Source organism: Paenibacillus sp. SRL342, from assembly GCF_984798905.1.
In genome coordinates this window covers 5613489-5637007 of record NZ_OZ481790.1, presented here as the reverse complement: position 1 = coordinate 5637007, position 23519 = coordinate 5613489, and the positions used below count along the sequence as shown (strand labels likewise).

General features: G+C 45.4%; 16 protein-coding genes and 2 tRNA genes. 15 read left to right on the top strand and 3 right to left on the bottom strand.

Features of this window, described 5'->3' with window-relative positions; translation table 11 throughout:
• Nucleotides 1-45: 45 nt before the first annotated feature.
• Nucleotides 46-339, bottom strand: a complete 294-nt coding sequence (locus AC4E8D_RS24850) for a magnetosome magnetite crystal formation protein family (RefSeq protein ID WP_449004640.1) — start codon at nt 337-339, stop codon at nt 46-48.
• Between the two features lie 280 nt (nt 340-619).
• Here AC4E8D_RS24850 and AC4E8D_RS24845 point away from each other — a divergent pair.
• From AC4E8D_RS24845 to AC4E8D_RS24835, 3 genes are all read left to right on the top strand, one after another.
• Nucleotides 620-693: transfer RNA gene (locus tag AC4E8D_RS24845), tRNA-Arg, on the top strand.
• Between the two features lie 199 nt (nt 694-892).
• Nucleotides 893-1663, top strand: coding sequence for a class I SAM-dependent methyltransferase (locus AC4E8D_RS24840; RefSeq protein ID WP_490205346.1), 771 nt, complete (start codon nt 893-895; stop codon nt 1661-1663).
• A gap of 393 nt (nt 1664-2056) precedes the next feature.
• Nucleotides 2057-6025, top strand: coding sequence for a S8 family serine peptidase (locus AC4E8D_RS24835; protein WP_490205345.1), 3969 nt, complete (start codon nt 2057-2059; stop codon nt 6023-6025).
• A 129-nt stretch (nt 6026-6154) separates the two neighbouring features.
• On the opposite strand, the gene AC4E8D_RS24830 is transcribed toward AC4E8D_RS24835, so the two are convergent.
• On the bottom strand, nt 6155-7384 hold the full coding sequence (locus AC4E8D_RS24830) for a CynX/NimT family MFS transporter (protein WP_036605884.1): 1230 nt from the start codon (nt 7382-7384) through the stop codon (nt 6155-6157).
• A 633-nt stretch (nt 7385-8017) separates the two neighbouring features.
• A tRNA-Arg gene (locus tag AC4E8D_RS24825) sits at nt 8018-8091 on the bottom strand.
• Between the two features lie 232 nt (nt 8092-8323).
• Here AC4E8D_RS24825 and AC4E8D_RS24820 point away from each other — a divergent pair.
• From AC4E8D_RS24820 to ccsA, 12 genes are all read left to right on the top strand, one after another.
• The gene (locus tag AC4E8D_RS24820) at nt 8324-9259 is read left to right on the top strand and encodes a hypothetical protein (RefSeq protein WP_076216956.1); all 936 of its coding nucleotides are present in this window, start codon (nt 8324-8326) and stop codon (nt 9257-9259) included.
• A 138-nt stretch (nt 9260-9397) separates the two neighbouring features.
• Nucleotides 9398-10738, top strand: a complete 1341-nt coding sequence (gene tig, locus AC4E8D_RS24815) for a trigger factor (RefSeq protein WP_490205344.1) — start codon at nt 9398-9400, stop codon at nt 10736-10738.
• A gap of 379 nt (nt 10739-11117) precedes the next feature.
• Nucleotides 11118-11708 carry an ATP-dependent Clp endopeptidase proteolytic subunit ClpP gene (gene clpP, locus AC4E8D_RS24810; protein ID WP_076216932.1) on the top strand — a complete coding sequence of 197 codons (591 nt, stop codon included), beginning with the start codon at nt 11118-11120 and terminating at the stop codon, nt 11706-11708.
• Between the two features lie 12 nt (nt 11709-11720).
• Nucleotides 11721-12974 carry an ATP-dependent protease ATP-binding subunit ClpX gene (gene clpX, locus AC4E8D_RS24805; RefSeq protein ID WP_076216933.1) on the top strand — a complete coding sequence of 418 codons (1254 nt, stop codon included), beginning with the start codon at nt 11721-11723 and terminating at the stop codon, nt 12972-12974.
• 120 nt (nt 12975-13094) lie between these two features.
• Nucleotides 13095-14192: a flavodoxin-dependent (E)-4-hydroxy-3-methylbut-2-enyl-diphosphate synthase gene (gene ispG / locus AC4E8D_RS24800; protein WP_076216934.1), complete on the top strand. Its 1098-nt coding sequence runs from the start codon at nt 13095-13097 to the stop codon at nt 14190-14192.
• Between the two features lie 167 nt (nt 14193-14359).
• Nucleotides 14360-16114, top strand: coding sequence for an ATP-dependent protease LonB (gene lonB, locus AC4E8D_RS24795; RefSeq protein WP_221820871.1), 1755 nt, complete (start codon nt 14360-14362; stop codon nt 16112-16114).
• 86 nt (nt 16115-16200) lie between these two features.
• Nucleotides 16201-18540, top strand: a complete 2340-nt coding sequence (lon, locus tag AC4E8D_RS24790; RefSeq protein WP_339297842.1) for an endopeptidase La — start codon at nt 16201-16203, stop codon at nt 18538-18540.
• A 157-nt stretch (nt 18541-18697) separates the two neighbouring features.
• On the top strand, nt 18698-19354 hold the full coding sequence (yihA, locus tag AC4E8D_RS24785; RefSeq protein WP_221820869.1) for a ribosome biogenesis GTP-binding protein YihA/YsxC: 657 nt from the start codon (nt 18698-18700) through the stop codon (nt 19352-19354).
• 266 nt (nt 19355-19620) lie between these two features.
• The gene (locus AC4E8D_RS24780) at nt 19621-20208 is read left to right on the top strand and encodes a non-ribosomal peptide synthetase module (RefSeq protein ID WP_076216938.1); all 588 of its coding nucleotides are present in this window, start codon (nt 19621-19623) and stop codon (nt 20206-20208) included.
• Nucleotides 20209-20544: 336 nt separating this feature from the next.
• Nucleotides 20545-20946 carry an adenosylmethionine decarboxylase gene (gene speD, locus AC4E8D_RS24775; RefSeq protein ID WP_091011877.1) on the top strand — a complete coding sequence of 134 codons (402 nt, stop codon included), beginning with the start codon at nt 20545-20547 and terminating at the stop codon, nt 20944-20946.
• Between the two features lie 340 nt (nt 20947-21286).
• A complete protein-coding gene (hemA, locus tag AC4E8D_RS24770; protein WP_221820868.1) occupies nt 21287-22672 on the top strand; it encodes a glutamyl-tRNA reductase in 1386 nt (461 codons plus the stop codon).
• A 14-nt stretch (nt 22673-22686) separates the two neighbouring features.
• The gene (gene ccsA / locus AC4E8D_RS24765) at nt 22687-23514 is read left to right on the top strand and encodes a cytochrome c biogenesis protein CcsA (protein WP_371129100.1); all 828 of its coding nucleotides are present in this window, start codon (nt 22687-22689) and stop codon (nt 23512-23514) included.
• The last annotated feature ends 5 nt before the right edge of the window (nt 23515-23519 follow it).

Here is a 23519-nt window from a genome sequence, read left to right as displayed (position 1 = left end):
ACGGCGGGGTTTGTTATGCGAGGTCAGATCCAGGTGGAGAGGTAATCAAGCATACTCACGAAGCACTTGAATCCCTTTGACCACGTTATATACAAAGCTTAATCCGTAGATCACAAAGAATAGGATGACAAACCCGACGGCGGAACCCAGGCTATGCGCTGTCACGAAGAAATAAAATAGCGGAATGGCAGCGAGAAACGGGAATACATGAGAGAATAAGGCGCGTTTGGCATGTCCCTCAATGTAAGCATCTTTGGCAATAATCCATATAATGATCGGAAACAGGAACGGGGCAAAGAAAATGCTAAAATAGGATAGGGCTGATAAAAGTTGTCTCATGACGATTCTCTCCTTCAATGGAACATTGAAATGTATGTATGCAAAAGATTACCCAGCAATCCTGACATTGAAAATGTCTGATGTTAATCCTGCTCAAGAAGTACCCATCTCCTCAATATAGCCCGGTTCAAGCTATCATATTCCGAAGGGTACTGGAGTATGATAATAACACGGAAAAGTACAGTTATAAGTGTAATTATTAATTTTTTTATAAAACTATTGAAAAATATAGAAATCAGAGTATAATAAGAACCGCGCCGAAAATTTATTATACATATTTGTCTCAGTAGCTCAGCTGGATAGAGCAACGCCCTTCTAAGGCGTCGGTCGGGGGTTCGAATCCCTCCTGGGACGTAGAGAACAAGAAGCTTCCTTCGGGAAGCTTCTTGTTTTTCGTTCAGGGGAAGAGAGTACCTGATGGTTCGTCGGAGCATCCGCTTCGTTAGCACCTTTATTGGTTATACCTATAAACAATATAGAATTTATATATTTAAATAATAAACAATTCTATGCCACAATGAGGATATCAATAACGAAAGCGACGGTGGTATTCATGAAATCATTAAATCAATGGCAAGCAGATGAGTATGACAACAAACTGGCTTTTGTGTCCGGATACGGCAAAAACCTGATCTCTTGGCTTCAACCCCAAAAAGGGGAATACATCCTTGATCTGGGTTGCGGGACGGGGGATTTGACACATGAAATTTCTCTGGCCGAAGCTGAAGTTATTGGCATGGATGCATCGACGGACATGATTCGCCGTGCGAGGAAGAAATTCCCTGAACTTGAGTTCGTGGAAGGAGTCGGTCATCAGTTTGAGACGAATAGACTGTATGATGCCGTCTTCTCCAATGCAGCCCTGCACTGGATGCGAAGCCCGCGATTAGTGGTGGATAGTATATGGGAATCTTTGAAGCCTGGAGGGCGTTTTGTAGCAGAATTTGGTGGTAAAGGGAACGTGCAGACCATTGTGAATGCATTAGAGCAGGTTATGGAGCGAAACACGGGCATTCGTGCATCGGAACGCAACCCTTGGTATTTTCCTTCGATCGGAGAATATAGCCATATTTTAGAGCAACGTGGATTTGTGGTGCGTCATGCCTATCACTATGACCGTCCAACCAGATTGGAAGATGGTGAGCAAGGTATAGTAGGCTGGTTGACTCATTTTGGAGGGGACTATTTTGAAGGGCTCAATCATGAAGAGATACAACAAATATGTCATGAAACCAGTCAGATCGTGATGTCTCACCTTTGGAAAGATGATGCGATGTATGCCGATTACAAGCGCCTGCGTATTGAAGCCGTGAAGTCAGAATAAAGTAGAATTTTGTGATGTGTAGCAATTTTATCGATGTTAAACGAATTATCGCAATTCCTTTATATGCTAACCACGCTTCACCTATACACCAGGAATCTCTTTCGGATAAAGAGGCTCTTGGTTTTTTTGATGCATTATTTTAAAAGTGGAATATTCAAACGACAAATAATTACAAATGGGTAATTTTATCATACTCAAGACCCATATAAGTAATTTCTATATCATATTTGTAAGTATTTAGAAGGAAAATGTGGTATTTTGATAGAATAATTTACCAAGGGTCAATCCTTCTTGCAGATAGGCGGTGAAATTGGAGTGTGTATTGCAGTACGCACAAACAGCAGGAACCCATCATTTGGTGAGGTATTCACATTTAAAAGGAGGGGCTAAGCCTTGAGTAAACGATTGATATCCACGTTATTAAGTGTTCTGATGGTCTTTTCCATTATTCTCCCCGCGGCTGGAGCCGCTCCCGCAGAATCAGTTATTCAGCTTGACAACTTATCCAGTACAGCCGAAGCCAAACAATGGAGAGAGATTCTTACAGGACGGGAAGCAAAACTTGCCGCAGATCCATTTTTGGATAAAAGCTTGGAAGGTCTGGGTGGAGAGAACACCCGAGTGATCGTTGAGCTTTCCACTAAACCTGTTGCAGTAGCGCAAGGTGAATCAACCCTCTCTGGAAAATCTTTTACCTCCTCTATGGAAACAAAGGCTGTGACTCAAGTTGAGCAACAACAACAGTCATTTGTACATAGCCTCACTCAGAAGAAAATCAAACATGAAGTATTGGAAGAATATGCATATGCCCTGAATGGTGTAGCAATTGAACTTAAAGGAAACCAGGTGGGACAATTGCTTCAAATACCTGGCGTGGTCAGCGTATATCCTGACCTTGAAGTTACAATAGCGCCTGAGACAGATGAAGTGAACCCGTATATGAAAGACACAGCGCCTTTTATTGGTGCACCTGAAGTATGGGATCTGGGTTACAAAGGAAATGGCATTAAAGTCGGCGTCATCGATACAGGGATTGACTATGAACATCCTAATTTGCAGGAAGCTTACAAAGGCGGATGGGACTTTGTTGGAAACGACAATGATCCGTATGAAGCGACATATCAAGAATGGAAAGCTTCGGGTGAACCTGAGTTCAATGATACTGGAAGCGCCTATTATACCTCCCACGGTACGCACGTAGCGGGTACCGTTGCTGCTCGCGAAGCAGGGGACTACGGTATTGTTGGTGTGGCTCCTGAAGCAGATATCTATGCTTACCGTGTACTTGGACCGTATGGTAGTGGTCAAACCTCATGGGTACTCGGCGGAATTGATCGTTCTGTTCAAGATGGCATGGACGTAATTAATCTCTCGTTAGGTAACGCCGCCAACGATCCGAGTTATATTACTTCAGTTGCCCTGAACAATGCCATGCTGTCTGGCGTGACAGCAGTTGTGGCAAGTGGTAACAGTGGCCCCAACCGTTATACACTCGGTTCTCCGGGTGCGTCTGCAATGGCCATTACAGTAGGTAACTCTACAGGACCTAGCCAGGTGATTACAGCCGATACCCACTTCTGGATTGGTGAGGAAGACGAAGAGGCAAAACCTGAACAACAACCGGTGCCAGAGGTTGAACAATCTCCTGAACTGGGTACGGCACCTGGAACAGAAGAGCCAGAAGGTTCGGAGCAAGGTGTACCTGCAACTGCTGATGAGGAAAGTGCAGCAGCTGTGGAGGACACAGTTTCTAACGAAGCTGAAGTTCCGAATGTAGAAGAAGTTACAACAGAAGAAAATACTGAAAATACTCCATCTGTATCACCTTCTGCACCGGTTGAAGCTTCTCCTGAAGCTGCTCCTGTGGAAGAAGAGTCTGTAATTGCTCCGACTGAAGCTCCACTGGCTGTTACAGAGTCGGTTTACCGTCTGGATCTGATGGGATGGAGCCTGTCTGCAGACCCTGAAACTGTTTTGACAGGCAAATATGAACTTGAATTTGCAGCACTGGGTAAGCCAACTGATTTTGAAGGCAAGGATTTTACAGGTAAAGTGGCATTAATACAGCGTGGTGAAATCGCATTTGTAGAGAAAATCGCCAATGCTAAAGCGGCTGGAGCCTTGGCTGTTATTGTATATAACAACATTCCCGGCCCAATCGGTGTAAGTCTGGGCGATAACTTTGAACTCATTCCAACACTGAGCATGTCCAAGGAAGATGGAGATGTGATCAAGGCTGAGCTGGACGCAGGCCAAGCCGTTGAAGTGAGCTTTAGTGATTTTGAACGTTCCCAAACTCCGGGTGATGAAATGAATTCATCCAGTTCACGTGGACCTGCAAAGGTAACACTGGACATCAAACCGGATATTGTTGCACCAGGTACAAGTATTTTGTCTACGATTCCTGCCTACGGCAAGGATGAGCCGGACGCAGATTACGCACAAGCTTATGATCGTAAATCAGGTACAAGTATGGCTACACCTCATGTAGCTGGTTTGATTGCGCTGCTGATCGAGAAACATCCGGAATGGACACCATTTGATATCAAAGTTGCACTGATGAACAATAGTAAGGTGCTGGATACAACCAAGTTTGATGTATTTGATCAAGGTGCTGGCCGTATTCAGGCTGTAAATACCATTGATCCTGCTGCTTTTGTCAAAGTGCTTGATGTAACTCAATACACAGAAAGTGGCTCTGTTGTTGAGAAGGAGAATATCACGGGAAGTATCAACTACGGTAATTTCCTGAGCACAGATGAAAAGACGATTACCAAAACGATTAAAGTTGAAGCGCTGAATGGTAGTGGAGGGGATTACACCGTAAATGTGAATCCAACTCGTAATGTCGCTGGTGTATCCGTTGCGGTAGACAAGAGTTCCTTCACACTGAATGGTGAAGAAGAACTTGCAGTGACAATCACCGTTCCACGAGGGGTTACTGCGACTACAGAAGCACAAGGATACATTGAGTTCTCGAACGGAACCAACACTTTTACTGTGCCATATGTTGCTCATTTCAACGTTACGTTGAGTGGGGTTAAATATATTGAAACCGTAAAAGGCACTGAGAAAAATCCATTCCACTATCCATTGAAGGCTGATGGTGCGTTGGATACCCTTAATGTAGCTATGGAATTCTATAATCCGATGACATTTGCCCTGATTGAGATCTATGATGGTCTTAATCCGGAAGGTGGATATTATCAAGATGGTTATATTGGCTCCATCTTTGGTAACTATTTTAATTTCAATGCCAATGCAAGATACAATCTTGCTTGGGACGGCTCCTATGCAGATTACACAACCGATGAAGTGACTGAGATCCCGGATGGTTTATATACGGTAGACATCACTACCATTGGTACAGACGGCAAAACCTATAAGGAAGACACTTCGCCATTTTTGGTGAAAAAGACAGCTCCGGCTGTAACTGCACCAGAAGCGTTGGAGTTCAAAGAGGATGAGCCTGTTGTTCTTAATGGTAGCGTGGAAGACTTGTACTTCCGTGTAGCTCCTGCGCTTGCCAGCGGATGGGACATCACGTTTGATCCGGCCGCTTCCCTGGAAGCAACGTATGTTGTGAAAAAAGAGGATGGTTCGGTTTATAAAGAAGGAGTCTTTGAAGTACAAGCTGATGGCAGCTTCAGCCTTCCTTTGGAGGGGATTGTAGCCGGTGAGTATGCTGTTGAACTTACAGTAAAAGACCAACAGGGGCTTGCGGGCACAGCCAATACGGCACTGAAATTGGAAGCCGTGGAGACTGAACCTGAAACTCCGGCAACCAAGGCCCCAGGTACGCCTGTGTTGTCTCACAATAACTGGGTAGGCAACGGCCTGCCAGAGGGCTCGTATATCGTTACCATGAACCTGTGGTGGGGTGAGAACGGAACTAGCTACAAGTTATATGAGGACGGGGTTTTGATTGATACGCAGAAGCTGACTTACAACGCACCTTGGGCGCAGTTTGCTCAGACGAAGATCACGGGCAAAGCCAATGGCACGTATACGTACGTGGCTGAGCTGACCAACGACAAGGGAACAACGCGGAGTCAGACGTTGACTGTTCGGGTTACCAACGCTACGCCAGGCAAAGCGGTTCTCTCTCAGGATAACTGGGATGGCGATGGAAAGTATAAGGTGACCATGAACCTGTGGTGGGGGACCAACGCCACAGAGTATCGTCTCTATGAAAATGATAAGTTGATCGATACGCAAGAACTCCGTTCGGCTACACCTAATGCGCAAAGTGCTGTGACTACACTGTCCGGGAAAGCATCGGGCACGTATACGTATCGGGCAGAGTTAATTAACGCAGCCGGAGTGACCAGCACAGACACGATTAAGGTAAAAGTGAAGTAAGTTTATCCCTCATTGAAATTGAATTAAAATTGATTAAATTAATGAAGGAATTTTTTTATGCATAAACAGCCTCCATCCTGATTTGCAGGATGGAGGCTGTTTTGTTTTTTTTATAAATGAATTGTATGACTAACCGATCATTCTATTTTTGCTGGCCTGAATCCCTGCGATTAGCAAAGCGATGGCCAGAATGACCTGTATTAGCAACGGCAGGGTCCATCCTTTTGTCCAGTCATGAAGCATGCCGAACAGTAGAGGTCCTACTGCCGCAAGCATATATCCGAAGGACTGGGCCATACCGGACAGGCTGGCAGCTTGTCTGGCATCTTTTGTGCGAAGGACGAAGAACATGGTTACCATGCCAAATGAAGCTCCAGCACCTATTCCTGCCAACGTGACACCAATGGTAACGAGCGAAGCGATGCCACTTAACAATAAAGCATACCCGACAATCAAAGAAGAGCACGTAATCGCGGTTAGAACACGCTGATCTCGCGTTCGGCCGGCGAGGATTGGAACGATAAAGGTAGCCGGTACACTAACCATCTGCATTAGGGAGAGCATCCACCCTGCTGAGGTGGGACTGAATCCTTGCTCAGCGAGAATCTCGGGAAGCCAGGTAATCGTTGTATAGAATATTAGAGATTGCAGACCCATAAATAAAGTAATGAACCAGGCAAGGGAAGAGGTCCGTAGACGTACAGGCGTCCCTTCACTCTGTGTGGCTATGAATAACATTCGCTGACGTCCTGCGGCGATCTGGGGGAGCCACAAGAGAAGCGCCAATATGGACAACAAGGCCCACATGCCTAACGAAGCACGCCAACCCATAGATGTGGCTCCTGCTACGGGTACACTCACACCTGAGGCGATGGCGCCAAATATGTTCATGGATACAGAGTATAATCCGGTGACGATACCTACTCGCAATGGGAAATCGCGTTTGATCAAACTTGGCAAAAGCACGTTGCTTAATGCAATGCCGCACCCCAAAATTGCGGTTCCAGCATATAAGGAGAGAACGGAAGGCAACAAGCGTAGGGCCACCCCAATGGTTACAATCATGACAGCCAATAGCAGAGCAGATTCGAGTCCTAACCGTTTGGCAAGACGTGGAGCAAAAGGGGAGACTGCTGCAAAGGCGAGCAAAGGAAGTGAGGTCAGAAGCCCGACCATTGTATGGCCGATACCTGTATCTGAGCGGATCATCTCCACTACAGGTCCGGTTGCTGTAATCGGTGACCTCATGGTAGCGGCGATGACGATAATGCCTGCTAACAACAGGCCGAATCTTTTGGATGTTGAAGAATGTTCTTCCTCGGTATGGATAGATGAGTGTTGCTGTATTGATGATGACATTGATAAAATCTCCTGTGTCCTAAGAAGTTAATATGTATGGATTGTTACATAATCCACTCCGTAAGCATAACATTCTATGTCAATATTGAGCAATGAAATGAAAAAACACCCAATGGACCGTGGGTGCCTTGACTAACCTGTGAACTCTAACGAATCCACGAGGTCTTATAATGGGTAAAACCGCTATTTTCAGATTCTAACGAACCTCAGCGACGTTAATCAGGCTATGAAGTGCAAATAAGTGAGTTAATACCCCAGAATGGTGAAATAAGCTCACTAAGATTCGTTAAAATTCCATGATGCTGAATTTGGAGCAAATAAAGTGTCCTATGTTCGTTAGAACATCGATACTGACACCTGTTGCTTATAGAGTGATCAAATGCGGGCCCTCCAATGCAGTGACATAGAGCACGTAACGAAGCGAATGCTCCGACGAACCATTGGGGTTCTCATCCCCAGAACGCAAAAAAAACTTCCCAAAGGAAGTTTTCTTTTAATACGTCCCAGGAGGGATACTCTCCTTGCAGTCGAGACTGCGAAGTGGTGCTAACGAAGCGAATGCTCCGACGAACCATTGGGGTTCTCATCCCCAGAACGCAAAAAAAGCTTCCCGAAGGAAGCTTCTTTTTAATACGTCCCAGGAGGGATTCGAACCCCCGACCGACGCCTTAGAAGGGCGTTGCTCTATCCAGCTGAGCTACTGAGACATGATTTTTTCAAGCAAAATTGATTTTATCATATGCATACAGGAATATCAAGCATTTTATTTTAAACTGTTTTTCGTATATGATATTTGGCGGCAGTAACGTTTTTTTCATTATATTTAAGGTTATGTTAGAATATCAGGAGAACTCAAAAAAATAGATCAACAATCGTTTTAATATATATCTATTTAGGTTGATGCCAACTGGAGATTCAGGATATAGAGGAGGTGCTCCCATTAAGGAATCCACGACCCCGGAAACCGAGCATAACAACAATATTGTGCTGTTTCCTAAGACGCTGGACTATTACCAGATTCAATTGACAGTTATGCTTGAAAATGAACGGTATGGTGAAGCGATGAAATTGCTTCACTTTTTGCTGCAATGTCAGGGACAGGAAGAGCGCCACTACGATGAATGGCGGGCCCTGCTCGAATGGCTTCAGGCTGCGTTTCCTCAATATGAAGAAACCTCGCCTGCCGTTCTTGAAGAACGAGAAGAGGAAGAAGAGATTAGTGAGGAGGACATGGCACGACAGCATGCCCGAATGAAGCTTGAACAGGATGATGGCTATGCAGATAAGATGCTTCGCACAGTCATGGAAGAGCCGCTGTCTGAACAGACAATGCTGGCTTTGGAGCAGCTGGCCTATCTTGATCTGCCGAAGATTGATGAGGCACTTACGAGTTGGTTAAAAGAGAAGTCACTTCACCCTTTGCTTCAATTTCGGGTGCTGCAAACCTTGCGTCGCCGAGGCGTTCAAGGTATGATCCTGTTTACGAGAGGCGAAGAGCAGGTTGAAGTCGAGATTGATACCGTGCCTCTTAAACCAGAGGAATTCCCGCTCCAGATCGTTCAGATTTTGGAACGAGTGGCAGATCAGACGGAGGTTCATGAACCTACGCTCTTTTATTTTGCTCAGGAGTTATGGATACAATATGTCATGGCCGTGTATGGAACTCGTGATTATGTATCCATGTTGGAAGAAAATGATTCCATGACAGATATATGGGCAGCAGCTCTACATATGACCGTTGCAGACAGTCTGGGTGGCTCGCATGATGAGGAAAATACTCGCTCAATGTATGCTGTGACAGGGGCAATGCGCTTTCGGCTGGAGCAGGCTTATCGTTCCATGAAGCAGTTTGTATCTGCCGGATTGGATGGCTAATAGAGGCCGGAAACGTTTTCCTTAAACCGTATCAAGGGATTCCCCTTGAAAAAGAATCTAATCTTGTTTATACTAAAATGGTTATTTTGTACGTGATTGTCTACGTGAACATGTGAATTTTGGAGGGGAAAGTATACAATGAAAGCAACTTGGGAAAAGATAGAGAAGAACCTTGGGGTTCTTGAGGTTGAAGTGGATGCAGATCGTGTAACTGTAGCACTCGACAAAGCTTTTAATAAAGTGGTTAAACAAGCAAACGTACCTGGATTCCGTAAAGGTAAAGTACCACGTTCCATCTTCGAAGCACGTTTTGGTGTAGAGAGCCTTTATCAAGAAGCAATCGACATTTTGCTTCCTGAAGCTTATACAGAAGCAATCGACCAAACGGATATCTTCCCGGTTGATCGTCCTGACGTAGATGTTGAACAATTCGCTAAAGGACAAACTTTCAAGTTCAAAGCAAAAGTAACTGTGAAACCTGAAGTTACTCTTGGTGAGTACAAAGGAATCGAAGTTGCTGTAGCAAAAGGTGAAGTAACTGAAGCAGAAGTGACTGAAGAACTTGAGCGTCTTCAACAACGTCACGCTGAACTCGTTGTAATCGATGAAGGTTCCGCTGCTAACGGCGACGTTGCAGTAATCGACTTCGATGGTTCCGTTGATGGTGTACCTTTCGAAGGTGGACAAGCTGAGCGTTATTCCCTGGAACTGGGTTCCAACACATTCATTCCTGGATTTGAAGAACAAGTTGTGGGTCTGTCCACAGGTGACTTCAAAGACGTAGAAGTGACTTTCCCAGAGAGCTACCATGCAGCAGAACTTGCTGGCAAACAAGCGGTATTTAAAGTGAAAATTCACGAAATCAAACGCAAACAGCTTCCTGCATTGGATGATGAGTTTGCTAAAGATGTTAGCGAATTCGACACTCTTGAAGAGTACAAAGCTGACCTGAAAACACAATTGGAATCCCGTAAAGCTGACGAAGCCAAAGCTGCACAAGAAAATGCAGTTGTAGAAAAAGTGGCTGAGAACGCTGAAGTGGACATTCCTGCTGCAATGGTTGAGAGCGAAGTACAAAACATGATGCGCGATTTCGATAACCGTTTGCGTAACCAAGGTATGAACCTTGAAATGTTCCTGAGCTTCTCTGGCCAGACTCAAGCTGACCTGAGAGGACAAATGCAAGAAGATGCTTCCAAACGTGTTCGCAACAACCTGGTGCTTGAAGCTGTAGGTAAAGCGGAAAACATTGAAGTATCTGACGAAGAAGTGAATCAAGAACTCGAGAAAATGGCTGAATCTTACAAGCGTCCTGCTGATGAGATCCGTGGCATCCTCGAAGGTAATGGTTCCCTGGACAGCCTTCGCGATGAAGTTAAACTGCGTAAAACGATTGACGTTCTTGTTGAGAACAGCACAGTTGTTGAACCGGTTGAAGCTCCAGCTGAAGAAGTTGTTGCAGAAGCTGACGAAAAATAAGACAAGCTGTTATCAACTTGTCAGTTGAATAAACGATAAGGCACGTGAATTATTGCGTGCCTTATTTTTAAATTATGACATCCATTTTATAGAAAATGAAGTAATTATATGGATGAACACTAATTTTATTGATCCCTGTACACTTTTTACATACCTATGTACTTCATGCAAATAAAAAAAGGCAATACGGCATAGGATGGCTTCAATTTGCACATACATAGAAAACATGGTTAAATATGATCAGGCTAAAAAAGTAAACAAACGGATGTCTGACCCTTCTTGTGAAAAATGACATTGTCACAGGAAAGTGTTAGAATGAATTTGGGTTTGCTTTACAGGTGGCCTATGTCTAATTACATGTAGAAAAGAGGTTGGTCTCATGAGTCTGGTGCCAATGGTTATAGAACAAACCAATCGAGGCGAGCGGTCTTACGATATATATTCACGTTTGCTGAAAGATCGCATTATCTTTCTAACCAGTGCGATTGATGACGATGTAGCCAATCTTGTCATAGCACAGCTTTTGTTTTTGGCAGCCGACGATCCTGAGAAGGATATCAGCTTGTACATTAACTCACCTGGTGGTTCTGTCACCGCAGGGATGGGTATATACGATACGATGCAATTTATCAAGCCGGATGTATCTACCATTTGCGTTGGGATGGCAGCAAGCATGGGCTCGTTATTGCTGACAGCCGGTGCACCTGGCAAGAGATATGCGCTGACAAATAGCGAAGTAATGATTCATCAGCCGCTTGGCGGCATTCAAGGACAGGCTGCGGATATTAAGATACACGCAGAATGGATTATTAAAACACGTCAGAAACTGAATCAAATATACGTCGATCGTACGGGTCAGTCTCTTGAGAAAATTGAGCGGGATACAGACCGTGACTTCTTCATGAGCGCTGAAGAGGCTAAGACGTACGGCATTATTGACCAGGTGCTCAGTAGACCGATCAATTCCTAAAGGGGTGGTTTCATGTTTAAATTTAACGATGAGAAAGGGCAACTGAAATGCTCTTTTTGCGGTAAATCTCAGGAGCAGGTGCGTAAGCTGGTCGCTGGACCAGGCGTGTACATTTGTGATGAATGTATCGAACTTTGCACCGAAATCGTTGAGGAAGAACTCGGTCATGACGAAGAAGTAGACCTCAAAGATATTCCAAAACCAAAAGAAATTCGTAATATCCTGGATCAATATGTTATTGGACAGGAACAAGCGAAGAAGTCATTGTCTGTTGCGGTGTATAATCACTACAAACGGATCAACACACAAAGCAAAATTGAAGACGTTGAATTGTCAAAGAGTAACATTTTGCTGTTAGGACCAACAGGTTCTGGTAAAACGTTGCTTGCGCAAACGATGGCAAAAATTTTGAATGTTCCTTTTGCTATTGCGGATGCTACGTCATTAACAGAAGCGGGTTATGTAGGTGAGGATGTAGAGAACATCCTGCTCAAACTGATTCAAGCTGCTGATTATGATGTGGAAAAAGCAGAGCGTGGCATTATTTATATCGATGAGATTGATAAAGTAGCGCGTAAATCCGAAAACCCATCCATTACTCGTGATGTGTCGGGCGAAGGTGTGCAACAGGCTCTCTTGAAAATTCTTGAAGGAACTGTGGCTTCTGTACCACCGCAAGGTGGTCGTAAACACCCTCATCAAGAATTCATTCAGATCGATACAACGAACATCCTGTTCATTTGCGGCGGTGCCTTTGATGGTCTGGAGCAAATGATCAAACGCCGGATCGGTAAAAAAGTCATCGGCTTTAATACCGTTTCTGAGCAAAAAGATCTGAAACCAGGTGAATACCTGGGTATGGTATTGCCGGAAGATTTGCTGAAATTTGGTCTGATTCCGGAATTTGTAGGCCGTCTGCCAGTCATCTCCACTTTGGAGCCATTGGATGAAGATACGTTGGTACGGATTCTTTCCGAACCAAAAAACGCGCTTACCAAACAGTACCAAAAACTGCTTGAGCTGGATAATGTGAATCTGGTATTTGAACCAGCTGCATTGCTTGCGATTGCAAAAGAAGCAATTAAACGTAACACAGGTGCACGTGGATTACGTGCCATCATTGAAGGTATCATGCTTGAAATCATGTATGAAGTGCCTTCACGTGATGATGTTACGAACTGTGTCATTACCGAAGAAGTTGTTGAGAAAAGAGTCGTGCCTGAACTAAGCCAATCGAAGGACGATAAGCAGGAAGAGAGCGCCTAATAAAGGCCTGAATCCCGTTGAACTCTGAAATATAGACTTGTCAGTTCTCCACTTTGGCAGAAGGCGAATTCATGTCTCTGTCAGGGTGGAGCTTTGACGTTGTGGGGAGAGAAATCACTCATGTATTTAAGACAGGATACACGTCCCGTGAAAGTGGGAAACGTAACGATCGGTGGCAGTAACGAAGTCATTATCCAAAGTATGTGTACAACCAAAACGGCAGACGTTGAAGCAACGGTTGCAGAGATTCTGCGACTGGAAGAAGCGGGTTGTCAAGTGGTACGTGTAACGGTGAATAATGAGGAAGCTGCCGCAGCCATCAAGGAAATCAAGAAACGCATTCATATACCGCTCGTAGCGGACATTCATTTCAACTATAAGCTGGCTTTGCTTGCGATTGAGAACGGCATCGATAAAGTTCGGATTAATCCAGGTAACATCGGTAAACGTGCGAAAGTGGAAGAAGTGGTTAAGGCTTGTAAAGACCGTGGTATTCCGATTCGGATTGGAGTAAATGCGGGGTCTTTGGAAAACCATCTCCTTGAGAAGTATGGGTATCCTACGGCAGATGCTATGGTAGAAAGTGCATTGTATCACATTGGTATTTTGGAAGAGCTTGATTTCCATGATATCATCGTGTCACTCAAAGCATCGGATGTGCCGATGGCGATTGAGGCATATACCAAAGCAGCTCAAATCATTCCGTATCCGTTGCATCTCGGGATTACCGAAGCAGGTACACTGTTCTCCGGTACGATCAAAAGCTCCGCAGGTATGGGAGCCTTATTGTCCATGGGTATTGGTTCTACGATGCGGATCTCACTGAGTGCGGACCCGGTAGAAGAAATTAAGGTCGCTCGTGATCTGCTCAAAACATTTGGACTCATTACAAATGCAGCTACATTGATCTCCTGCCCAACGTGTGGACGATTGGATATCGACCTGTTCTCCATTGCCAACGAAGTGGAAGAGTATATCTCCAAACTGAAGGTGCCGATTAAAGTATCGGTGTTGGGTTGTGCGGTTAATGGTCCAGGTGAGGCCAAAGAAGCGGATATCGGCATAGCCGGTGCTCGTGGAGAAGGTCTCTTGTTCCGTCACGGCAAGATGATTCGTAAAGTACCTGAAGAAATCATGGTTGAGGAATTAAAAAAAGAGATCGACAAAATCGTCGAAGCCTACGAAGAGACAGGGGTTATTCCTGGTCGTTCGCACTGATTGATTCATATCTTGTTACAACAAAAGCTCGCCAGCGATGGCGGGCTTTTTATTTTCTCGCATACAAATTCTGCATCGCCCGTTTACGTCGCGTTGAAAAGGCTATACTACCAAGTATTAGCATGATCTCATATGAGAATAGCGACAAAATAGGAGGATGTGAAGACATGGAATTTGGTATGGTCATCATGTTGATTCAGTTATTTTTTGGAGTGGTGATTGGTTTGTATTTCTGGAACCTGCTGCGTGGCCAGAAAACGAACCGCAGTGCCGTTGAGCGTGAATCTCGCAAGGAACTGGAGAAGCTGCGCAAGCTGCGTTCAATCTCACTCACCAAGCCGCTGTCGGAGAAGACGCGTCCAGCTACCATTAACGATATTGTTGGGCAAAAAGATGGGTTGCGTGCCCTTAAAGCTGCATTATGCAGTGCGAATCCGCAACATGTTATCATTTATGGCCCACCCGGAGTCGGGAAGACAGCTGCCGCAAGGGTTGTGTTGGAAGAGGCCAAGAAGAATCCATCTTCTCCTTTCAAGCCAGATGCGAAATTCACGGAGCTGGATGCAACAACAGCCCGTTTTGATGAACGTGGTATAGCGGACCCCTTAATTGGTTCGGTTCATGATCCGATATATCAGGGAGCAGGAGCTATGGGCGTTGCTGGTATTCCCCAACCCAAACCGGGCGCTGTGACAAAAGCGCATGGGGGAATGCTTTTTATTGATGAAATTGGTGAATTACATTCGATTCAGATGAATAAGCTGTTGAAAGTATTGGAGGATCGCAAGGTGTTTTTGGAGAGTGCGTACTATAACTCGGAAGACACGCATACTCCTGCTTATATCCACGATATTTTTCAAAATGGCCTTCCGGCCGATTTCCGCCTTGTTGGAGCAACGACTCGTTCGCCTCATGAACTGCCACCAGCTTTGCGTTCACGCTGCATGGAAGTTTATTTCCGTCCTTTGTTGCCTGAGGAGATTGGGCGAATTGCAGAGGATGCTGTTCAGAAAATAGGGTTCAGTCCATGTCCGGATGCCGTTGATGTGGTCAAGCGATATGCAACCAACGGACGCGAAGCGGTTAATATCATCCAGCTGGCTGCTGGACTTGCGCTGACAGAGAAGCGTGAGACGCTTCAGGCGTCTGATGTGGAGTGGGTGGCGGGTAGCAGCCAGATTCAGCCACGGCCTGATCGGAAGGTCCCTACACAGCCGCAGGTGGGGTTTGTTAACGGCTTGGCGGTATACGGACCGAATATGGGAACCATTTTGGAGATCGAAGTGTCTGCTGTTCCGGCTCTTAAAGATCAAGGCCGAATCAACATTACAGGCGTTGTGGATGAAGAAGAGATTGGAGGCGGTTCGCGTACACTCCGGCGAAAAAGTATGGCAAAAGGCTCGGTTGAAAATGTGTTAACCGTATTAAAAGCCATGGGGATTCGTCCGAATGATTACGATTTACACGTGAATTTCCCAGGTGGGACACCTATTGATGGTCCATCCGCCGGGATTGCCATGGCGACTGCCATTACATCAGCGATTCAGGGACGCCCTGTGGATCATGAGACAGCGATGACTGGCGAGGTCAGTATTCATGGTCGGGTTAAGCCTATTGGTGGCGTGCTGGCCAAGGTGGAGGCTGCCTTTCAGGCAGGAGCGAAGACCGTTATTATTCCCGCGGAGAACTGGCAGTCCATTTTTGAGAATCTGGATGGCTTGCGCGTTATCCCGGTAGATACCGTAGAGGATGTATTCCGTGAAGTGTTCGCCTGGGTTCCAGAATCACAACAGATGGAACAAACGAAGCTTGCAGAGGAGACAGTTGCACCTGCACCGGAGATTTTTCCGCCGGCATCCGCTTCCTATTTGCGTGCGGACGTGCCTCGCCCAGGACAGGTTACAGATTCGGGAAGCTGCTAAGCGCTTCCCTTCATTGGTTTTTTATGTGAACATTTGATAGAATAATGAATGACTACAACCTGAGAGCCATTGGAGGTGCGAAAGCGATGGGACCGAGCAAAGCGAAAGGTCGTCGTTTTCCTTTACTGCCTTTAAGAGGACTTCTCGTCTACCCGAGTATGGTACTGCATCTCGATGTGGGCCGGGAGAAATCGGTCAAGGCTTTAGAAAAAGCGATGGTAGAAGAACATCTGATTCTCCTATGTTCCCAAGCCGAAGTAAATATTGAAGAACCAACACAAGAGGACATTTTCAGAATCGGAACCGTGGCCAAGGTCAGACAGATGCTGAAGCTTCCGAACGGTACGATTCGTGTACTCGTTGAAGGCTTGGAACGGGCTGAAATTATTGAATATACGGACAACGAGGAATATTATGAAGTACTGGCTAAAGAGCTGCCTGAAGAGGAGAATACCCATCCGGAGACGGATGCCTTGATGCGTACCGTTCTGAATCAGTTCGAGAATTATATTAATCTGTCCAAAAAAGTGACACCAGAGACACTCGCAGCGGTGTCTGACATCGAAGAACCAGGGCGTCTGGCCGATGTCATCACGAGTCACCTGTCCTTGAAGATCAAGGATAAACAGGAAATTCTGGAGACCATCGATGTTCGGGAACGTCTGGAGAAATTACTGGATATCCTGAACAATGAGCGCGAAGTGCTGGAGCTTGAACGCAAGATCAGCCAACGTGTGAAGAAACAGATGGAGAAAACGCAAAAGGAATATTACTTGCGCGAGCAGATGAAAGCGATCCAGAAAGAACTGGGTGAAAAAGAAGGCCGTGCGGGTGAGGTTGAGGAACTTCGCACACAGATGGAAGAACTCGGCTTGCCGGACAAGGTGAAAGAAAAGGTCGAGAAAGAAATTGATCGACTGGAGAAAATGCCTGCAAGTTCAGCTGAGGGCGGAGTCATTCGCAACTACGTGGATTGGTTGCTTGGCCTTCCTTGGAGTCAGATGACAGCGGATGATCTGGATATCCAAAAAGCCGAAGATGTGCTGAATGCAGATCATTACGGATTGGAAAAGCCCAAAGAGCGTGTGCTTGAATATCTGGCTGTCCAGAAACTCGTCAAGAAGCTCAAAGGGCCCATTCTCTGTCTGGTTGGACCTCCAGGGGTCGGTAAAACATCACTTGCTCGTTCGATCGCGAGATCGCTGGGTCGGGAGTTTGTAAGAATATCTCTTGGCGGCGTGCGGGATGAAGCTGAGATTCGTGGTCACCGACGCACCTATGTAGGGGCCATGCCTGGGCGTATCATCCAGGGGATGAAAACGGCAGGTTCTCTGAATCCGGTATTCCTGCTGGACGAGATTGATAAGATGGCTTCAGACTTCCGCGGAGATCCTTCCGCAGCGTTACTTGAGGTACTTGATCCGGAACAGAATAATACGTTTAGTGATCATTTTGTAGAATTGCCGTTTGACTTATCCAACGTTATGTTTATAACAACTGCCAACACGGTACACAATATTCCGCGTCCATTGCTGGATCGGATGGAAATGCTCAACATCCCTGGTTACACGGAGCTGGAGAAGCTGCAAATTGCGAAAAACTATTTGTTGCCCAAACAGAAGCAGGACCATGGTCTGGAAGAAGAGCAATTGGAAATACCGGATGACGCGTTGTTGCGTGTAATTCGTGAATATACACGGGAGTCAGGTGTGCGTAATCTGGAACAGCAGATGGCTTCGTTGTGCCGGAAAGCTGCCAAGAACGTCGTATCTGGTGTGGAAGGTCAGATTAACATCTCATCAGATAAGATCAAAGACTACCTTGGACCTGGCAAATTCCGTTATGGTATGGCCGAACTGGAAGATCAGATTGGTACTGTAACGGGTCTGGCGTGGACTGAAGTGGGTGGAGATACCCTTATCATTGAAGTGACTGTTGTGCCTGGAACAGGTAAATTGACTCTCACAGGTAAACTGGGGGATGTCATGAAGGAATCGGCACAAGCCGCATTCAGTTACACCCGTTCCAAAGCTACACAGCTTGGAATTTCGCCTGACTTCCATGAGAAGAACGATATTCATATTCACGTTCCGGAAGGAGCGATTCCGAAGGATGGTCCATCTGCCGGGATTACGATGGCAACAGCGTTAATCTCAGCCTTAACAAACAAACATGTGTCCAAGGATATCGCGATGACTGGTGAAATAACACTGCGTGGACGTGTACTGCCGATTGGTGGTCTGAAAGAGAAATCACTGGCAGCCCATCGTGCCGGTTATAAAAAAATATTATTGCCTAAGGATAACGAACGGGACCTGCGTGACATTCCAGACAGCATCAAGGAAGATGTGGAGTTTGTACCTGTAGCCCATATGGATCAGGTATTGCAGCATGCACTTGTGGAGCAGACAGGCATTAACCTGTAATCCACACATCCGAAAGGTTCGTATGAAGAGTAGACCGTTCTGCGGAGGCTTCGGCGTCCGCTGGAACGGTTTTTTTGGTATGATAGAACAATCCATGGCATAATACCTTCAACAGGTGATGCATAGCATAGGCGTTCAAGAGAGGAAAGATACAAATATGAAAGTAAATCAATCTGAATTTATTATCAGTGCCGTTCGGCCTGAACAATACCCCGATGACGGTCTGCCAGAGATTGCTTTGGCGGGACGCTCCAATGTGGGGAAATCTTCCCTGATCAACCGTTTGATCAATCGTAAAAATTTGGCTCGGACGAGCTCAACACCGGGTAAGACACAGCAACTCAACTATTATAAAATTAATCAGGATCTCTACTTCGTCGATTTTCCGGGATATGGCTACGCTAAAGTTTCCAAAGAGCAACGCTTTGCCTGGGGTAAAATGATGGAGAAATACTTGTTGGGACGCGAAGAATTGAAACTGGTTATGCAGATGGTGGATATGAGACATGAACCGTCCAAAGAGGACAAGATGATGAACGAATGGCTTCGTCATAATGGACTGCCTTTGGTTGTTGTAGCAACCAAGATGGACAAGATTCCAAAAACACGCAGAGCCAAATATATCAAAGTCATTAAGGAATCACTGGGTCTTCGTTCAGGGGATTTGTTTGTGCCGTTTTCATCCGAAGAGGGATTGGGGAAAGAAGAGTTATGGGACATCATTACCCGCCATGCCCGCATAGATAAGTATGCACCAGTGCTGGATGCAGAGGGTGCTTCTGATGAGGAAGAAACCAACGGAATTAACGGATAACCGAGATAGTACACCGTTTTAGTGCAGGAAAGTGAGCATGCTAAGTGAATCTTTGATGAGATCCAGATTAATCCGGTTTTTTATGGGATTTCGTGAGAATTCATCATCTGGCTCTGGAGAAATATAACGTTAGGGTAGTGTATAATGAGCATAGGTGCATATTGCCAACAGTACCAAACATCCGGCTTAGCCGGCCTGAAGAATTTTGAGATGACTGCTACATGTGCAGGAAGACAAAACAATCGGGAAAGAATTGAGGGATTTGTATGGCTCAGCGGTTAGCCACAGAGTATGTTAAGGCCACTATGAAATTGTCAGAACCCCAGATGCATCAGTTTTTGCGCATGACAGAAGACGGCAGGCTTCATCATCGGGTTAAGGTGTTGGACAATGGTTGTCAGGAGGTCGTGCTGGGGGATGTAAGTGGAGAAGAAGTGCATTTCCCTTTTGACCGCATAGAAGGGTTCTATATCTGTGAGTTATCTTGCCGCCTGGTGAATCTGCATCTGACCAACGTTGTCCGGAAGCTCTTTGTGACTTTTAAGGGTGACGGGGTCGTTCATCGGATCTATAAAGGGTTCACCATGACGTATGTTTATGCTCAAGGCACTGTCCACAAAATTGTGGAGAAGACCGGGGAGAACACCCGAGTGATCTATGAATACAAAAATACGTTGCTTGAATTGCAACATCTGTTCCAGGCCAGAGATGTAGAACGCGAAATCAACCGTGTGTATGCCGAGATCGATTCACTGCTGGACACTAGAAAAGATGCGACTGCTGATCAGCTCCATCAGATTGATGAGACCCTTGCTCGTCATCAAAAACGGTTGTTTGAGCTTGAAGCCTATTAGCTTAAAATTGTATGTTTATAAACGTATGTGTATATAATGAATTCCCTTGTATCTTCCGGGCAGTGGCACTCGCCAATGTGGAGGTTTCAGGGGGATTTTTTGATGTGAGATCAAATATTCCGAATTGAACATATTTATTTTACAATCTTCTGGAAAAGGGTTGATTTCACTCTGATTCAATGTTATTTTTAATCTCGTTGAAAACAATATAGGAACCAGGATTCACTCAGGACATTATATGTTGCGAGAGATTTTTCCCTCGGGAAGTGAATGACGTAGGTCCTAGCGGATGAAATTTTTTCAAACATTTTATTCCTAGGAAGGGGGAACCGAAGGATGGAATATTCAACTTTCGGAAGACACGTTGCTGTTGATACTTGGGGTGTCGACTTTAATCTACTGAACAATGCAGAGTATCTGGAAGCCCAAATGGTTGAAGCAGCGGAGGCATGTGGCGCGACAGTAATGTCCGTGCAGTCCAAGCAGTTTGACCCACAGGGAGCAACCGTACTTGTACTATTGTCTGAGAGCCATCTCTCCATTCATACGTATCCTGAGAGAGGTTTTGCAGCGATTGATTGTTACACTTGTGGGGAGACCGTAGATCCACAGCTTGCTATTGACTACCTGGTATCCGTATTAAAGCCTGAAAAAACGTATGCAAAGAAGTTGGTACGTGGATTGGGCGAATTGCAAGTTGAAACACCAGAGATGAACAACCAGACGGAACGGGTTTAAATAAAAAGTATATTGCATACAATGTTCACATATCGGGATGGACACATAACCTCCCAAACTCTAATAGTCATGGAATAATTCCATGGCTATTTGTTTTAATATGCGTATCGTTATGAATATTCATAATCAACACTTTTTAACGCATAACGGTGAACTTTGGTGAGACACTACAATAAATGACAGTGCATATGATGATGAACATGGTGATTTCATAAACATTTCATAAAAATGACCCGGTCACGGCTATGATGTGTGATATAATTAACCATGTCAATCATAAATGGATAGACATATGCAGTAAGCACTTTGATTGGAAATTTATTAGGCAGGTGAACTTGCAATGCACATCGTTGTCGTTGGTTTGAATTATCGCACGGCGCCTGTAGAGGTTAGGGAACGATTCACATTTGCAGAAAAGGACTTGTCTGAAGCGCTGCAGCAGCTCAAGCTGACCAAGAGTGTATTGGAAGGTGTAATCGTAGCCACATGTAACCGTACCGAGTTGTATGTTGTGGTGGACCGTCTTCACATGTGTGGTTATTTTATTCGAACATTCATGGAACAATGGTTTAATGTACCACGGGAAGAATTTACGCAACACTTATATATATATGAAGATGATCAAGCCATGCGCCATTTGTTCCGTGTCATCTGCGGACTAGATTCCATGGTCATTGGTGAGACTCAGATTCTTGGACAGGTGAAACAGGCTTTTCTTAAAGCGCAGGAAGAAAAATCAACAGGTACCTGGTTTAATAAGTTATTTAAACAGGCCGTTACGCTGGGTAAACGGGCACATTCGGAGACTTCCATCGGGGAGAGCGCCGTATCTGTCAGTTATGCTGCTGTTGAACTCGGTAAGAGGATTTTTGGCATGTTCACAGACAAGAAGGTGCTCATTTTGGGTGCTGGCAAGATGAGTGAACTAACCGTGAAACATCTCTATGCCAACGGGGCATCCGAGGTCATCGTGGCGAATCGTACGCTCGCAAGAGCTGAAGAATTGGCAGCCAAGTTCCGGGGTACACCTTGTACGATGGAACAGGCACTAGATCGACTTAATGAAGTTGATATTGTGATTAGTTCCACTGGAGCTGAACGTTATGTCATGGATGCAGCAGTGGTACGGGAGAGCATGAAGCGTCGTCAATCTCGCCCATTGTTCCTGATTGATATTGCGGTTCCACGCGATATTGACCCAGCGATTGGTGAATTATCCAACGTATTTCTCTATGACATTGATGATCTGGAAGGAATCGTGGAGAGCAACCTCGAGATGCGTAAGGTGGAAGCTGCCAAGATTGAGAGAATGATTGAGCTTGAGATGGAGGATTATTACCATTGGCTCAAAACGTTGGGTGTGCGTCCCGTTATTCGCGCTTTGCAGGAAAAAGGTGTTTCCATTCATGAAGAAACGATGGATAGCCTGTTTAATAAACTGCCTGAGCTCGATGAACATCAACGTAAAGTCATTCGTCGTTTGACCAAGAGTATTGTGAACCAAATGACGACAGATCCGATTAATCGGATTAAGGAAATGGCAGGCACGAAGCAAGGTGATGAAGCTCTGCGCATGTTTACTCAGATTTTCGCTCTGGAAGATTCAGTAGAGATGGCCGCTGAAAAAGTGAGTCAGAGTGATGCCACAGCTCTGGCGAAGCCAGCCGCTCACCTTAACGAAAACCGGCAAGACCCCGTGCCGGCTTATGCTCCGGCAGGCGTATAAGGCGGGTGGGCAGCTTGACCCTTGCTGAACAAGTTTATGAAGCTCTAATCTATATGTATGCCCTGAGCCTACTGTTCTATTTCTCGGACTGCATTCGACGCAATGCGGGGGCGAAGCGGACAGGCACAGGGTTTCTTGTCGTTGTTTGGGGATTGCAGGTAACGCATGTCATATTGCGCATGTGGACTGAAGGTCATTTCCCCATCTATACCACCTTTGATTTTTTGTTTATATTTTCATTCAGTATTGTGCTGATGTCTCTCGTCATGACTCGCATCCAGCGTTCTGAATTTGTCATTTTGTTGCTGAATGTTGTAGGTTTTTCCGTTACGGTATTAAACCGACTGTGGTTTACGGCCGGAGAGATATCACTGCATAACTGGCAAACGGTACATGGATTACTCATTATGCATATTACCTTGGCGAATCTTGGTTTTGCGGCGTTAACCGTTGCTACGGTATTTGCCTTGTTATATCTGTTCTTGCACCGTAAGTTGAAGAAAAAAAAGTGGAATGATACGATGCGACGGCTGCCAAGCCTGGAAGTGATCGGGAAGTATATGGATGGTGCTACGTTGATAGGAACACCGTTACTTGGTGTTTCTGTGATGCTTGCCGTATTATCCATTGTGGCGGAAAGACGCTGGATTCTACTCTTGGATCTCAAAGTTATTTCGACAGGTCTTGCTATAGCCATCTATGTAGGTTACTTCGTATCCAAGAGAAGGAAACAGTTCTCTACGATTATCATGGCAAGATGGACACTGATCGGGTACGGATTTGTCATTATAAGTTTTTTATCCAATGCGTATTCAGCGTTTCATCGTTGGACGGGAGAGTGAAGGGG